We start from the raw sequence: 14922 nt of genomic DNA on the forward strand, positions 1-14922 counted from the left end.
CGTCATAGAAGTCCTGTTTGTGCTCACACAATTCGAAATTCTATGGACCTACCCGAGACATGATCCTCATTCAGCTTTAGAATGGGAATCAAAATAAAAAAACACATATCCGCCCCTGCATAGGGACGAGTATGTGTTCATTACCCGTGGTTCCACCCAAATTCCCACTAGTAAATAGACTAGTGGCTCATTGATTTTGCTGTAACGTTGCAAAAGACGGTGCAAGTTTCCAAGCACAGCTCCAAGGTAGTAAGAAGGGATCACAACATTAGGAAGCTTGCAGCGAATGCCTCCCTCTCTGAAAATGGTTAATCGATTCTCTTGTCCTCATCATTGCCCATTTCATTTTTGCATGAAATTGTTAATTACTATAACGAATACAGTTTTTTTTGTCAAACATAGAAATAAATAAATTATCCATTTGTTCTGGTCGATTATATACCATGGCACATCATGCACAATAAGCCTATGGCATAGGAAACATGCCTGTTAATCAATAGTGTATTATTATTAGTCATTAATGATTTTTTATTTCTAAAGTCTCACTTTCAGATTGCCATTGCATATGAATAATTGGCGTAGCATTCTGCTTAAAAAAACTCTCACTTTCTTTTTTCGTAAAGGAATAATACCCCTCTTTATTCAACTGCACATCCACTATATCTTGGGATTCCTTTTCCCCTTCAATGGTGATTTGTAATGGTCCTAAATCAGCCTTATCTTCAAGATAATATAAGCGTAATCCTTGATCAGAATTACTATGGTAGATCGCTTTCCAATGATCACTTTTGGCGATATAATGAACTTCCTTTTCAGGGCTCTGACAGGCTGTTAACAGAAGTACTAGAATCATTGGCATTATCCATTTTTTCATTTTATATTCCCCCTCACAATGCATGGTAACAGTCAATCCAGTTGGTTTTTTATCCTTGTACTCTGTAAAGATAAAGCTGAGTCCTTGTATGTCATTGACTAATGGAGGGTCACTACATATCTAATACTTTCTTACCCATCTGAGCTAATCGCTCCTGTGTGACAACATTCGTAGGGAGGGTCTAAAAATAGCCCTAAAAAATGGCGATTTAGTCTTTGACGAATAGCTTGATCGGAATCTTGCTACTAATCCCAGTCAATCAATAGCTGTATGAGCGAGCATAGAAAACCGTATAAATTCGGTCTCCCACTTCCTGGGATGTAAAACAGGATTATATTCACGAAATCCTACTGGTTCAACACGTAATTGATTGTATTTTTCTGATTTGATCATACTAAAAATCATCTCTAAATAAGTGTCATCGAAGCCCTATTTTTGCGCCGATTCCTTACATTTCGTTCACCTATATCCTTCTCCATCCTACAAGGCCCTCTTCTTTTTATACGTTATTCCCATCATATAGTTCCATAATCAGCCTAATTTTACTTTTTAGCACTAAAAAAAGCTACCCAAACTGGATAGCTTTTCTCAGGTTAATTAATGACAACATCATTGTTCCAGCTAGTGGAATCTGATAATTGATATGTAATCATATTGGCTGTGACGGCAAGGATAACACCAGCTCTAGATGATCTATGGGAAATTTCAGGATTTTCTAATACGAGAACTGCATACCCCTCACCTCGCCCTTGCTCATCGATTGCATTGGATGCATGAATCTCAAAGGTAGAGTAAGACTGATTTTTTGTTGCATAAAGTAGTCTCTCCTCACGATACATACCATTCTCCTTTAGATTATAGCTAACAGGCATCCATCCTTCAGACCACTCAACACTGCCTAGGATTTGACGTTTCCTACTAGCAAGTTTACCGATAGAATACGTAAAATATATTTTCATTATGGCTTGATCTAATTCATTTTTCCCTTCTGAGGTGGCTGTTACTTCAAGCATAATTTCATTCCTCGAAAACTTCTTCATAAACACTAAAGCCACAGTGATAACACAGATAAATAGTACTATACCCATTATGAGAATTGCCATTAGGTCCCTCCTAGTATCACGATTGCTGTTCCTATAATATTACCATGTTTTAGGAGGAGTAAGTGGTTTTCATCAAACAATCTTAGAAAATGACACACGCATAAGCGATAAGACAAAATTAGCGTTTAATCTATCTATTGGCCTCGGAGTTCCGCTGTTAGGGTAAAAGGTATTTGTAAATATTCATATTGAATCTTTACCTTCTCAATGTCGGCTGCTTTGACTTGAACAGCGTAATACTGTGGCTGCTTGCCAATTGCTTGTTGATCTATGTATGCACGAGGTAAAATCTTTACTTGCGTTAATTTATGAAATGACATATTTGTATTTCCCTCAAGCTTTGTTTCGACCTCAAATGGTTCAGACTTACTAATGATAAGCTCCGCGCTGTCAGGAAGTTTGTCACCGACAAGTAGTTGCTTAAGCTTAATTTCACGTAATCCTTTATTTTCTATCGCAATGACCTTTACCGCTTCGTCGCCCTGTTTACTTGTGTAACTCTGAATGACAAGTGGTGGATTACTCTTAAGATAAATTAGAAATGCTGCGCCAACCAAAAGCACACTTAGAAATAATGCAAATACTATTTTTTTCATACTTTCCCTCTCTTTCCACTTTTTCAGTATAACAAAAAACAACCGGACTTTTTACAAGTCCAGTTGTTTTTGTAGTCGTAGCTCATCTCGTATTGGAATGCCTTCATTGCCGATAAGTGGGATGGAGGATTTATAGGCTCTTGCTTTTTCCACCGCATTAGGTAATACTTCGATAAAGTAATATCCCCGTTTTTGATAGAATTTTAGCGCCGGTAGATTATCATTCGTTGTAATAAGCGTCATGCTTGTACAACCGTGATCCAAAGCTATCTGTTCTACTGCTTGGAGAAGCCCGGAACCGATACCTTTGCCTTCTACTAGACTATCGAGGGAAATGATTTCACAGTCTTGCTTACGAATCACGTAAGTAATCAGCCCTATCACCTCTTGACGGTCATTTACATAAGCAAAGCCCTCTAACTGGCTACAGTCATAAACCCCACTAGAAATGACCATTTCTGTAGTTCCCCAATGTTCCTTAAAAAAATGAAGTACATTTTGTTGTGGTAATTGTTGAATATCAATGATTGTCATGTCTGAATTCCTCGTTAAATGGAAATATGAAAAACCCCTGCAATGGCCTTTTGAATGCCCAAGAAAACCGCCCAGGAAAGTATACCTAAACCAATAGCGAAGACAATATGAATAGAGGATTTCATCGCCATGTAAATAACAAACAGCATGCACATCGTTGCTGGCAAACCAACTATAACACCAACTGTAAAACGCTGAATATGCTCACTCGATTCACTTTGCACCGTCAGCCAAATAATACTTAAAATGCTCACTAAAGGTAATGCCGCAATAATCCCCCCATAGGATGGAAATCTTCGAGCCACTTCTGTGACTACACCAATAATTGCTGCTGAGCTAAGAATTTTAAATAACGTGTACATTATTTCGCCACCTCACTTAAACGTCGGAATGCCTGTAGGATGGCTTGTTGTTCCTGTTCTGATAGCTGATTAAGGGCATGCTTTAGCTTTTCTTCATCTAATTCTGAGTTTTTCTTCAGCACTTGTAAGCCCTCGACTGTCAAATGAAGAATTACCTTACGTTGATCGTCGCTCGCACGTTCTTTCGACACCCAGCCATGTCGCTCTAGTTTTTTCACATGCTCTGACGCTGTATTAGGAGAAATATTCAGTAACCCTGCAATATCGCGTACTGTTACCTCTTCTTCCTTTTGAATCATCTGTAAAATCCGCACGCTTTGGTGAGAAATCACATCTTCATGTGTTGTATGTAGATGATAAAAGATCGTAGTAAAATACTCATTTATATTTGTAATCATATTGGAACCCCTTCTATATATCGTCAAATACGATTATATCGTATAATACGATATAATAAAAGTACTTCCTATAAAGTTTATATTTTCAGATAGTTTGCTAGAGCAAAAATGCCAGTGAAATACGTACGCTTGCTGTCTATGCTGTGTTTGTCGATGTTCGCCTAACAAGCAAAAGGAGCTATCCTATGATAGCCCCTTTTGTATGAATTACCTTAGCCTATCTGTCATAGACTAACCATTGATGATTCTCACATAAACACCCTTCTCAAACTTTTTATTCGCCCAGGTGTTCACTTCTTTTACATAGTCTGATAAATCGCTCGCCTTATACAATTGCTGGTATTGATATACACTTGGATCAATCAAACGTACTTTTTGTCGGCCATGGATATCATAGTTCTCTACATCCTCAATCACTTCTACCTTTTCATGAAGCTGTAGTAATAAACGTTGAATATCTTCATCATTTGATGCTTTCAATTGCTCCCATACTGCTGCATCATCTTTTTGAAAATCGACCATGGATAGAATGCCTTTCGCTACTGCGAGCTGTAGGACATGTGCTAGCTTATTAGTTGCATAAATATTGATTGGTTCCATAAAAAAATCTATAACTTCTTGATAATACGTTTTTACAAACCATTCTGCACTATCGATCGTTTTCACACATAGCTTCCCCTGATATACAAATACATCCTGTAAAAATCGTTGGATATCTTTAAATGAGGCTTGTCCGTAGTGAAACATATCTCGTAATGTATAATCTACTCGATCTGCACATAGTTCTGGTGCTGGCTGCTCAAGCAAAGACCATTTCGTTAGATTACATAAAATTTTCTCCATATTATAACCGTATTTGCTAAGGATTCCTGGAATTGCAGAAGGCTGGGTAACATCTAGCAATATCGTATCATGATAATCTTCTTCTGCATTTTCAAGGACCGCATCTACTACATGCGAAAAAGCAGTATGAGAAACATCATGCAACAACCCTGCAATTTGTTCCTCCAGCGAACCTCCAAAGCGTCTAATCAGCAGCATAACACCTATTGAATGCTCGTATCTCGTAATGGCCCATTGACGATTCACCAAATAGCCAGCTCCTGCTTGATGAATTCCTTTTAATCGTTGAACAGGCGCTGACTGAATAAGTTCCTCTAGCACACCATCTATTTCGAATTCTCCATATAAAACGTCTTGAATGAGCATTTATCTCTCTACCTCTGTATAGTTCGATATGACAAAAACACCACCACAATGGGAGATTGGGTAAAATTGTAGCTGACAGCAATTCTCCAACCTAGTTTTTAACTCCTCATGAACAAAATAAAACTCATCATCATCCCAATAGCCTTTACTATCCTGACGGCACTGTTCTAGCTGCTCTCTTGTTTGAAAGGCAACATCGCCAATTAAAATTTTACCATCGGGTGTTAGTTGCTGTAATAATTGTGTAATATACGTAACCTTCTGCTCATCAGTAAAATGGTGTAGGGCATACGTACTAACAATTGCATCATATTGATAGTTCATCAATGTTACAGGTAGACCCTTCGATAAATCCCATTCGATTAAGTTAGCCTGTGGCATTTTTGCCTGTGCAATAGCCATCATCTTCGAAGAAAAATCAAGACCATAGACCATGTGCCCATGGTCATAAAGCTTAGCTGTTAAAACACCTGTCCCAAAGCCAATATCTAATACAGTCGAAGCTGGGACTTGCATCACCTCATTAAAAATTTTATTTAAAATATCTTTATAGCCTGCAAATGGGTATTGCTGATTTTCCTCACTAAGTTGAACGGTTTGATCATAACCATCCGCCCATAGATCAAAACCTTGTTGATTTAATAGCATAGTGCCTCCTAAATTGAATAAATTCTCCAAGCATTGTTTCGTTGACGATTCATTTTCTGTGTCATCACAATTCCTCCTTTATAAACCAATTCATTCCATTATAGCAATCATTTATTTACCGAACAATTCAGAAAATAAATAAAGCCATTTGCCATATGATAACGGTCAATATTATTATAATTTAATGAAAACAGGAAAAGCCCAGACCATAAATTTAATGGAAGGTCTGGGCTTTCTATTACATAAACTTTTAAAATTTATGATAAATCATAAGTTCTCTTAATAGTACCTGGTAATTTCGCTCCAATGGTAAATCCATTTAAAGTTACACCTAAAGTGTAAAATCCGTCTGTTTCAATCGTTGTGTTACTTATTGTTGATTTTCCTTTTCCTGATTGAGTCCATGTCCAAGCACTTACTCCATAAATATCAGCTACGATATTAGTTTTCTTCAATATTATTATACTTTTGTTGAGTTTCTCTAAGCCCCTGTTCTGCTGTGCATACTTCTTCCTGTATTACTGGCTCCTGCGCTTTAACACTCTGTGCGGATGTAAAACTTATACTGAAAATGACCCTACTGCTACTAATAATGGTACCATTCTCATTTTCCTTCTATTAACTTGAATTACACATATAAAAATAAGATTTATTGGAAAATACTCCAATTAATATTCCCAAAAAATACCATATTCCAATTTTTTAAGTTATAATTATTAGGTGGTGAAACTATAAAAAGGAGGTGGCTAAATGCAAGTTACAAATAAAAAGGGGTTATTATGGATTAGCATTATCATGACCTTATTGTCCATTTTCTTTGTATCTTATGGTACCAATAAATTTGGAGCCCCTTTTCAATTTATAAGTTACATCGGTGAGAATGAGTTATCATCTGTATTTTCTTTATTTACCAAAAACGGTATTACTTCAATTCAATTTAATATACTTTATTTCTTTATAGATGTTACACTTATTTACTTTATTCTTTTTTATGGTAGAAACATAATTAGTTTATTAAAAATAAGCAAACAATCCTAAATTTCTCTTAAGAAGCTCTAGATTTCAAATCCAACGGGCTGTTATATAGATTATGAGCATAATATGTTAATGAAGTAAGTTTCAAAGGCAATTGGGTCATATATGTTTAAATACTTACCACCACTTCACTGGTCATTTGACTATTGAAAATCAAGCGTAACATTTGATAAAATTAAAAAATCAAGATAATTCACTTGTTAGACTAAAAATAAAAAACTTATATAAATCAAAATCCTTAAGGGAGGGATCGAAATGTCCGCATTCACTTGTAATGCATGCTCTAGAACGGCTTCTGAGGTCCAAGAGGTCTAAATGAAGTTATATCCATAACAGAAATTGAATGATCTCTTAGGCCAAATGCTTTTAAAATTAGCCTATAAAACAGGAGAGATTTCAAATGGAAAAACAAACTATTCAGCCGTTCTTAACGGTCGCAAACTATCACTTACTGGAACAGCAATTAAGTAAAATTTTACATGCCCTTACCACAACGAAGGACAAAAGTGTCATTCTTGCAGTACGGGGGCTTGTCGAAACGGAAATTACTACCAAATTAGAGTTATCCACTGAGGAAACACAGCTTGTTGAACAACTTTTCACCGTCACAGATCGTGCGCAGGGCGATGCCTTGTTAGAGCAGTTAAAGGCCTATGTCATACCGTTTAAGCCAGTGACAGCTAGTACGCTCAAATCATTGTTTAAAAAGGAGAAAAAGCTGAAGCTACCTAATTTAGATGAACTTGATTTTCAACAAATTTGTTACCTAGCATGGGATGATGTTGGGACACATCGAAAATACGTTGTCCTCGAACAAGACGACAAACTACAAGGGATTAAAGGTATATTTTCCAACAATACTGTTCGCGGTATTTGCGCCGTCTGTAATCGTCATTCAGATGTTGGCTTATTTACGACTTCCATTAAAGGGCAAGTAGTGGGTACATTTACTAACCATAGTAATTATATTTGTGCAGATAGCCAAACATGTAATGAGCATGTATCAGATATGAATAGAACGCGCGAATTTTTCCAACGAATAACCCATAAATAATTGAAACAAGGGCGGGAATGTTGTGTAGGCAACATTTCTGCCTTTTTAATGACTAGCGCAATTTGACTCTTGTATTCCTCTCCCACATCCTGCCTGGAAAAACTTCAGAAATAATTTCAGACACAAAAAATCACCTCCTCTATAAAGGAACTATAGGAGGAAGGTGATTTAAATCAAACTCATATAAAATTATTATACTATAGGTCACATAAAGCTTTATTAAGTATCGACACTACGTTTAGCGTGACTCTTTTGGTGGCTGGCATACATCACATTTTCGTTGATGTTTATTTTTAAATTTAGTAAATGTTTTTTCAAAGTTACTTCCACATGCACATTTGAATAGTAACTTTTGAGAAAATCCGTGATATTCTGTCGTTAGCAACTTACTTTCCGAATTGTTCTCAACAAATTCTTTAATTTTACCAATCGTCCAACGTTTATTCATTTTCTTACACCTCCATACTGTCTCGTTCTGCGGAGGCTTTTCTTGGCATCCGTTCAAGGTCTTAATTAACTTAAGCTCCTCATTATAACATGAGCTGGCATACAAAAAATAGATGGAAGCTATCTTATTCAACGTTCGTATTGGTCTATATGTTCTTTTTTGGACTAGCTAAAATGATTGAAGCTAGATGTAGTGATGGAAGATAGCAAAAAGAATTAACGGATTCGAGCCTTACGGAATCCATCAAATATATTGATGGCTACAGATAAAATAAATATGATGATTCCCCCGCCTAACTACCCATATTTCAAATTGCTTCGTTGTTGTGGTAAATAATTTACTCATATGAGTTATAAACTCTTGGTTCATTACATTCGGATTACTTATGATCACAATATAGACAACGGTTGTTAAAAGTTCAAGAGCAGCATTCACGGAAATCGAACTATCCCCCTTCTACAAATAAACGATACAGCCTCTTGCCTCTAATTCATCTAACCAGCTTGGGATCTTTAATTCATGATTCCACCTTAAATCTAGTCGTTCTAAGCTTTCCATTGCCAATAATGACTCCGGTAATTCCTTTAAATCATTACTTCTTACATCTAATTCCAATAGATTTTTCAAATGACCTATCGATTCAGGTAACGTACTTAATTTATTATGTCTTACATTTAACCGTCTTAATGTTAAACATTTGTGTAAGGAATCAGGCATTTTCTGTAATTGATTGTCTTCTAAATCTAAAACCCGTAATAATGCTAGTTCTCCGATCTTTTCAGGCAATATAGTTATTTTATTTTTTTTCAAATGTAATTCTCTTAAATTCGTTAATCTACTCAAACCTTCTGGCAACTCCGTTAATCGATTATTCATTATTCGCAGTTCTACCAGTTTATTTAAATTCCCTATTTCCTCTGGTAGTTCACTCAACAAATTATCACTTACGTTTAAATATCTTACTTTTGTAAGCTGGCCGATTTCTGGAGGAATCGATTGCAATTGATTATTATGAAAATACAAATAGTCCTCCATATTCACTAAATGACCAATTTCAGGAGGAATGAGGTCAATATGATTATGCCCTGCATCTAACATTCTCAGATTCTTTAAGTTCGTGATTTCTGCTGGCAATTTGTTAATTTTATTGACTGAAATATTCAGTATTTCCATACTCGTCATATCAAATATTTCTGTAGGTATTTTTCTTAAGTCGTTATCAAAAAGATTTAATTCCTTTATTTCTTTTATTTGAGATTCCTCTACATCAGGTAGTTTTTTTAAATTCATCTGTGCTAAGTTAATTTTCATCTTCATCTTCTCCATAATTTAATTTTGAAGCTAATGTAATGAGAGTTTTGGACGATAATAGGATATGTATGGTAAATACTAAAAAATTAGGAAGGTGGAAACATTTTATGATGACATCGAGAAATTCAGCAACTATGCAATATTTAATGACTCGCAGATCTTATAAATATGGTCTCACACAACAAAAACAAAACAACCAAAACAATAACGACATTAACCGTACTTCTAAAGAGAAAGAGAGAATCAATAATGTCAATAAAATTATTGAAGGCAGCAAAACCTCTAAACTCACAACAAAACAAATTGAAACACTTAAAAATGCGGCTAAGGATGGTTTGTTGGGCTCTAGTATAAATAAATTAGGTCCATTAGGGAAACATAATCTCCAAAATATATTATCAAAATCAACGTACATCTCCACACAAAAAGCTTATCGTAATTCCATCTAAGCACCATAACCATACAAACACCCTCTACTCTTTTAGAGGGTGTTTGTACACTGAGGAAAACTTATATAAAGTGTTGGTAAATGGTGCCTTTACCATTATATGAATCTATTTCTGCATAAGCTCCGTTAATCAAAGTGATTTGTGGTGGCACATGACCACAGTCCATGTCATAGATAATAGGAATTTGTAGTTCTTTCGAAAGTTCTTGATACACATCTTCAATTGTGTAATTTCCAACCGATGTATTAGCAGCACTTCTACCAAACATCATACCTGAACAATTAGTAAACCATCCAGCTAATTTCATTTGTACAAGAGACCTGCGTAAATCAGTTGTGGATAATTCACAGTTTTCAAAGAACCATACAATAGATTCACCTTGTATATGCGTTTCTTGAAAGCTTTGAACATTACCGAATTTCGTTCCAATTAGATGTCTGATGGTATCGATACATCCACCAAGTAGCCGCCCTTGTATGTTCACCCTATGATCTGATGTAGTTTGCCATTTCGTTTTTTCGGTAAAATTAAAAACATAAGGCGTGGGGTTATCAAACTGCCATTCCTTTTGATATTGATTGGACGAATGCTGTAGTATGGATTCCCCCTTTTTTAAGGATAAAACTGACTGCCACATAGCGGTTGTATCATCAGAATACTCTCCTCTTAAATCTACTAAGTTCGTACCATGTGCGGTAGCGATACCAGTGGTTAAAGTCATTGCCAACAATAAAAGACTAACATCTGAGTACCCTAATATCCATTTAGTTTGAATATTGGAGAAGTCAATATATTCCAGCATTTCAATAAGAAGCTCCCCACCCCATGGTGGAATAATGATGTCGATCTCATCATTAGACATCATATTATTAAACTCTTCTGCTCGTTTTATAGCAGGGGCAGATTTTGCCTTATCCTGAGTCCAAGCAGTTTCTCCACAAACAACCTTATACCCTTTATTTTCCATACGCATACAGGCTGTTTTCAATAAATCATGAAGTTCAACGGGAACACCAGAGGAAGGTGCTGTCACTCCAATGGTGATGTCCTCTTTTAATAATGGATATTTCATCATATGCCCCCCTTTATTTTGTATCATTTTAACATAAGTGCGAGATTTTCAAAGAAAATTATAGAGATGTACAATCCTTTCATTTCAAATAACACTCATGTAATTCATATCTCCAAAGCCTTGTGCTGAATGTAGTTCACCTTTTAACATCAATATAATTACATCCAGCTATCAATACTCTGCGAACCAGCTATTTTTTATTTTTAATGCTAGCATGATATCCACAGACAAGTGCTTGCGTTTCATTATTATAAATGATGGATTGATTTCAACAGAAAGTGTGCCCGCAAGTGTATACAAAAAAAGGTAGTATTATCTTCATTGAAGTAGGCGTTTGATTGTCAATTTACTTAATAAATGCTGTTTCTGAGTAACGAACTTTAGCAGCAAATTTCCACTAAACTCTTCGCTTAAATGCTTTTGAATCACTATGCTGGCTCTATTTTCCACCAAACTTTTTATCTATCAAAGCATCAACTATAACAGGTATATTTCCCTTTTTGAATGAATGTTGCCTTTATGTTAGCAATCATATCCCTATAAGATTAGGCTCCATGTACAGTCTTATTTCCTCGGTAATTTGTTTATCCGCCACTATTTCAACATCTAATGATTTATATTTCCCTTATGTATTAGGTTCCTTCCCTAGGAAATAAGAAAAAAATTTCCCGGGTAAGCGCAGAAATTGACATAATCGATTCATATTCCAGCACTAAGCGACCGATTTCAGCAATCTTCTATTTACTTAACATACATACGATCCTAGTCAACATACTATCATGACTAATTTTTTCAAAAAAAAGGGATTGATATTAGATGAATAGCATCTCTCCCATCTCTAGCTTTACATATTCTAGATGATAGAGGGGAGGGATTTATTATGGGTACCAACTATGGCAAACATGATAATTTATCATTCGCACTAATCATTGTCCTATTCATACTTTTAATGATTGTCGGCACAAGGCGCTAGTGATGTTCATTAATTTAACGTCTTATTTTGACAATAACAAAAAGTCTCCCAATTACCTTCCTTCTTCGATTTAAAATAACATGCTTATCTACTTCCATTACTACATTTACCATAAAGGGGTCGCCACTGAAAATGGACCCTTTTTTTAATGTTCATTTCTCACAGCTCAACTGTCTGGGAATTCAAATACCTATCCCGATGTTTCTCTAAAAGGAACTCGCAATTACACTTATAGTATTAGGTCCATCCATCATTGAACTGCTTTGTTTTGTTTGTTTATTTATATACTCCCCAGATTTATGTCGCAAACTTATGAGGTGGCTCATCATTAGAGGATGCTTTAATAAATTAGAATGATTATTTTCACTCTATCTTCTTTCTAAATACTGTTAACCAATTGCTATAAAATGTTCATCTGGCGCATTCTCTTTACTAATAGTTCTCCATAAATGCGGATAGAACCGTTCAACTCCTCTTTCAGTATCACCACTTGCTAAGTTTAGGCAATGGAACGTATTAGTTTCTCTATTAAACGCAATTTCTCCATCCAACTCATCACTTTCGCGACTATACCTGTAAACAATTTGTTGTTCATCATCAATCATTTTTTTAAGTTTCCACCACATACTTACACCCCTTTTGCACTTTATCTTGCCTCTATTCTACATATAAATTAATTTATGAGGTCACTTTCAATATACAATGGCTCCGTTTTTTAAATCAGCTAAATAATTTTAATAATTAATAGGACAGCCTTTTTTGATTATTAATCGATGAAATCACTAATTAAAAGTAATTTTAAAGGCAGGAACGTTCTTAATACCTCGTTTCTGCCCTTTGTTTTAGTCATGTCTGTTTTTCTTCATTGCTTCAGCCACTGCAAAAGCATGTGGGTCGCCTTCTTTATATAGCTCTTTTATAATATTTTCGTAATCCGTATTATTTCGATTTTGACTTAATTTATAGGCAGCCTGAACCTCTTCTACTTTGATTTTAAATCCTTTTATTCCTTTTATTTCTTTTTGTAACATGATAGGAGAAAGCTTTTCCCATAAGACAGGATTCTCACGAAATTTTTCATATTTTTCAAGTAATTTTGTTAAGTCCTGTTCTAATTCCGTTCCATCTATCATACTTGCTTTTCCATAAATATGAACGGATTGATAATTCCATGTGGGGACATTTTCTTGCTCATACCATGACGAAGAAATATAAGCATGTGGACCATTAAATATAGTTAAGATTTGATCCGTATCCTCGAAAGCTTTCCATAAAGGATTGCCGTAGGCTAAGTGACCCGTGAGGTAATAGTCATCCTGATCTTGATTAAGCAGCAATGGGACATGAGATGCAATAGGTCTCCCCTTACTTATCGCCACAATTGTTGCAAATGAATTCATGTTAATAAATTCATTAATTTCTTTCATATCTGTTATTTTATAATATTTTGGAATAAACATATAAACCCCTCCTATTAAAAATCTTTGGACCATCCTACCATTGCCCTCTAGTCCCATTCCTATTAACATTTTCATAATAATTATCCATACTAATTAAATCACAACATCACAGTATAAAGACTTCACCATCACTTATGTTAGGTAGCTCTACTCTATAGTTCATTGACAAATTTCTCTTCAAATTTTATTTTACTAAAGGTAAGTTGCTTTGGGTATGCTCGTACCTAAGTTACCTAAAATAAAAGCCATTATTTCTTTTAACGAAGAAATAATGGCTTTCCTCTCCTTTATGTGTATGTAGCAAAGGTGGAGGCAATTTACTGTTTATAATGTATGTTCATTTAACTATCAAAAAACCAATGTTTTCTTATAATCCAAGGCTATAACAATTGTGGCTAAAAAACGACCGATTCTCTTAATGCTGTCACCTCTAGCTGTCCTGTTAAAAAATTCAAAAGACATTAAAGAAGCGTTGGTTTGGAGAACATAACATATCCAAAAAGAAAGCATCCTCCTTAACCAAAATATTAGATTAATCCCTCTTCTAGCAAAAATTCTTTAAATAACTTACTAGATTTCTCATAGGTTAAATCCACTTCTTTGATTTCATATTCCCGAACCATATAGCCAAAGTGAGTATCAAACAAATCATAGTTATTTTTCATTGTCATATTATAAAATGTAGAATTGAAAAATAAACACCATTTATCCAAGTTTTCCACCTTTAAAAATATTCCTTCTAAATCAAAACCATTATCGTAAAATCCTACATGTAAATGTTGATTTTCCTCAAAGTTCATCATATATACCCCTTTATTTAAAATATAACATGATGCTCTTTCATGTCTGGTTCAACATGGTAGTGTAATTTATAATCGCCACCAGTTTTTATAGGGTAGTAATCTAATCTAAAAATCGGCGCTCCACCCTTTTTCTTTCTTACCTGAATAATTCTTCCGCCACCACCTGGACCATCTATTACATAATCATCTGCATAATCTAGCGCTTTTTTTACATATGGTTTCGCAATTGCCCAACCTTTTTGCATGCCTTCTTTACCAACTTTTGAAGTTAATAATCTAAGTGCACCAGCAACCACAGGAACCCACTGTGCTTGAACAGTATATTCTTCAAGATTTACATCTTGTCCTGTTAAAACTAAATATTCTTCCATTTCATTAAAAGTAATGTCATTTACTAAGAAAGAAAAATCATATTCAAAATTTTCCAAACTAACTTCAGATACATCTACCCCTGTATCTTGCTTTACTTTTTCGGCCAATTCTTCAGTATTTTCTTGTGCATAGACATTAGAAAAACTAAAAGTGGAAATGACCAAAGTTAATACTAAAAAACTTGATAGTAACTTTTTAAAATTCAATTTAATTCCCTCCTA

General features: G+C 35.0%; 20 protein-coding genes. 4 read left to right on the forward strand and 16 right to left on the reverse strand.

The window, feature by feature from the left end:
* Positions 1-517: 517 nt before the first annotated feature.
* The 9 genes from ACOZBY_RS11925 to ACOZBY_RS11965 all read right to left on the reverse strand — a co-directional run bounded on the left by ACOZBY_RS11925 (position 518) and on the right by ACOZBY_RS11965 (position 6179).
* Positions 518-874 (reverse strand): hypothetical protein, encoded by a 357-nt coding sequence (locus ACOZBY_RS11925; protein WP_031419694.1) that lies wholly within the window; start codon positions 872-874, stop codon positions 518-520.
* 593 nt (positions 875-1467) lie between these two features.
* The gene (locus ACOZBY_RS11930) at positions 1468-1977 is read right to left on the reverse strand and encodes a hypothetical protein (RefSeq protein WP_036168112.1); all 510 of its coding nucleotides are present in this window, start codon (positions 1975-1977) and stop codon (positions 1468-1470) included.
* 134 nt (positions 1978-2111) lie between these two features.
* Complete coding sequence (locus ACOZBY_RS11935) at positions 2112-2573, reverse strand: hypothetical protein (protein WP_031419691.1); 462 nt, start codon at positions 2571-2573, stop codon at positions 2112-2114.
* Between the two features lie 51 nt (positions 2574-2624).
* Positions 2625-3107 (reverse strand): GNAT family N-acetyltransferase, encoded by a 483-nt coding sequence (locus tag ACOZBY_RS11940; protein WP_012294297.1) that lies wholly within the window; start codon positions 3105-3107, stop codon positions 2625-2627.
* 14 nt (positions 3108-3121) lie between these two features.
* Positions 3122-3469, reverse strand: coding sequence for a DUF3147 family protein (locus ACOZBY_RS11945; protein ID WP_012294296.1), 348 nt, complete (start codon positions 3467-3469; stop codon positions 3122-3124).
* Complete coding sequence (locus ACOZBY_RS11950; RefSeq protein WP_036161543.1) at positions 3469-3867, reverse strand: MarR family winged helix-turn-helix transcriptional regulator; 399 nt, start codon at positions 3865-3867, stop codon at positions 3469-3471. Before ACOZBY_RS11950 ends, ACOZBY_RS11945 begins: the two co-directional genes overlap by 1 nt.
* 231 nt (positions 3868-4098) lie before the next feature.
* Positions 4099-5076 (reverse strand): HD domain-containing protein, encoded by a 978-nt coding sequence (locus tag ACOZBY_RS11955; protein ID WP_422762403.1) that lies wholly within the window; start codon positions 5074-5076, stop codon positions 4099-4101.
* Positions 5077-5724, reverse strand: coding sequence for a class I SAM-dependent methyltransferase (locus ACOZBY_RS11960; protein ID WP_422762404.1), 648 nt, complete (start codon positions 5722-5724; stop codon positions 5077-5079). It lies immediately after the preceding gene.
* A gap of 257 nt (positions 5725-5981) precedes the next feature.
* On the reverse strand, positions 5982-6179 hold the full coding sequence (locus ACOZBY_RS11965; RefSeq protein WP_198696172.1) for a hypothetical protein: 198 nt from the start codon (positions 6177-6179) through the stop codon (positions 5982-5984).
* A 295-nt stretch (positions 6180-6474) separates the two neighbouring features.
* Here ACOZBY_RS11965 and ACOZBY_RS11970 point away from each other — a divergent pair, with 295 nt between their 5' ends.
* Together ACOZBY_RS11970 and ACOZBY_RS11975 are read left to right on the forward strand one after the other, a co-directional pair.
* Entirely contained in the window at positions 6475-6762 is a 288-nt protein-coding gene (locus tag ACOZBY_RS11970; protein WP_031419686.1) for a hypothetical protein, read from the forward strand.
* A gap of 397 nt (positions 6763-7159) precedes the next feature.
* Positions 7160-7813: a FusB/FusC family EF-G-binding protein gene (locus ACOZBY_RS11975; RefSeq protein ID WP_422762405.1), complete on the forward strand. Its 654-nt coding sequence runs from the start codon at positions 7160-7162 to the stop codon at positions 7811-7813.
* Between the two features lie 238 nt (positions 7814-8051).
* On the opposite strand, the gene ACOZBY_RS11980 is transcribed toward ACOZBY_RS11975, so the two are convergent.
* Both ACOZBY_RS11980 and ACOZBY_RS11985 read right to left on the reverse strand, forming a co-directional pair.
* Positions 8052-8261, reverse strand: a complete 210-nt coding sequence (locus tag ACOZBY_RS11980; protein WP_031419684.1) for a hypothetical protein — start codon at positions 8259-8261, stop codon at positions 8052-8054.
* A gap of 456 nt (positions 8262-8717) precedes the next feature.
* Positions 8718-9572, reverse strand: coding sequence for a leucine-rich repeat domain-containing protein (locus ACOZBY_RS11985; RefSeq protein ID WP_230584397.1), 855 nt, complete (start codon positions 9570-9572; stop codon positions 8718-8720).
* Positions 9573-9679: 107 nt separating this feature from the next.
* Between ACOZBY_RS11985 and ACOZBY_RS11990 the strand changes: the two genes are divergently transcribed.
* Positions 9680-10021, forward strand: coding sequence for a hypothetical protein (locus tag ACOZBY_RS11990; protein ID WP_031419681.1), 342 nt, complete (start codon positions 9680-9682; stop codon positions 10019-10021).
* Positions 10022-10082: 61 nt separating this feature from the next.
* On the opposite strand, the gene ACOZBY_RS11995 is transcribed toward ACOZBY_RS11990, so the two are convergent.
* Complete coding sequence (locus ACOZBY_RS11995; protein WP_281486505.1) at positions 10083-11096, reverse strand: S66 family peptidase; 1014 nt, start codon at positions 11094-11096, stop codon at positions 10083-10085.
* Between the two features lie 877 nt (positions 11097-11973).
* Here ACOZBY_RS11995 and ACOZBY_RS12000 point away from each other — a divergent pair.
* Positions 11974-12066 carry a YjcZ family sporulation protein gene (locus ACOZBY_RS12000; RefSeq protein WP_080695193.1) on the forward strand — a complete coding sequence of 31 codons (93 nt, stop codon included), beginning with the start codon at positions 11974-11976 and terminating at the stop codon, positions 12064-12066.
* A 389-nt stretch (positions 12067-12455) separates the two neighbouring features.
* Here the strand turns inward: ACOZBY_RS12000 and ACOZBY_RS12005 are convergent, their stop codons facing one another.
* The 4 genes from ACOZBY_RS12005 to ACOZBY_RS12020 all read right to left on the reverse strand — a co-directional run bounded on the left by ACOZBY_RS12005 (position 12456) and on the right by ACOZBY_RS12020 (position 14907).
* Positions 12456-12692, reverse strand: coding sequence for a hypothetical protein (locus tag ACOZBY_RS12005; RefSeq protein WP_012294285.1), 237 nt, complete (start codon positions 12690-12692; stop codon positions 12456-12458).
* Positions 12693-12908: 216 nt separating this feature from the next.
* Positions 12909-13526, reverse strand: a complete 618-nt coding sequence (locus ACOZBY_RS12010) for an FMN-binding negative transcriptional regulator (protein WP_422762406.1) — start codon at positions 13524-13526, stop codon at positions 12909-12911.
* A 527-nt stretch (positions 13527-14053) separates the two neighbouring features.
* Positions 14054-14329 carry a DUF3986 family protein gene (locus tag ACOZBY_RS12015; protein ID WP_012294283.1) on the reverse strand — a complete coding sequence of 92 codons (276 nt, stop codon included), beginning with the start codon at positions 14327-14329 and terminating at the stop codon, positions 14054-14056.
* Positions 14330-14343: 14 nt separating this feature from the next.
* On the reverse strand, positions 14344-14907 hold the full coding sequence (locus tag ACOZBY_RS12020; protein WP_281486507.1) for a hypothetical protein: 564 nt from the start codon (positions 14905-14907) through the stop codon (positions 14344-14346).
* Between the last annotated feature and the right edge of the window lie 15 nt (positions 14908-14922).

The sequence above is a fragment of the Lysinibacillus sp. NPDC056220 genome, assembly GCF_049315265.1.
In the GTDB taxonomy this organism is placed as follows: Bacteria; Bacillota; Bacilli; order Bacillales_A; family Planococcaceae; genus Lysinibacillus; species Lysinibacillus pinottii.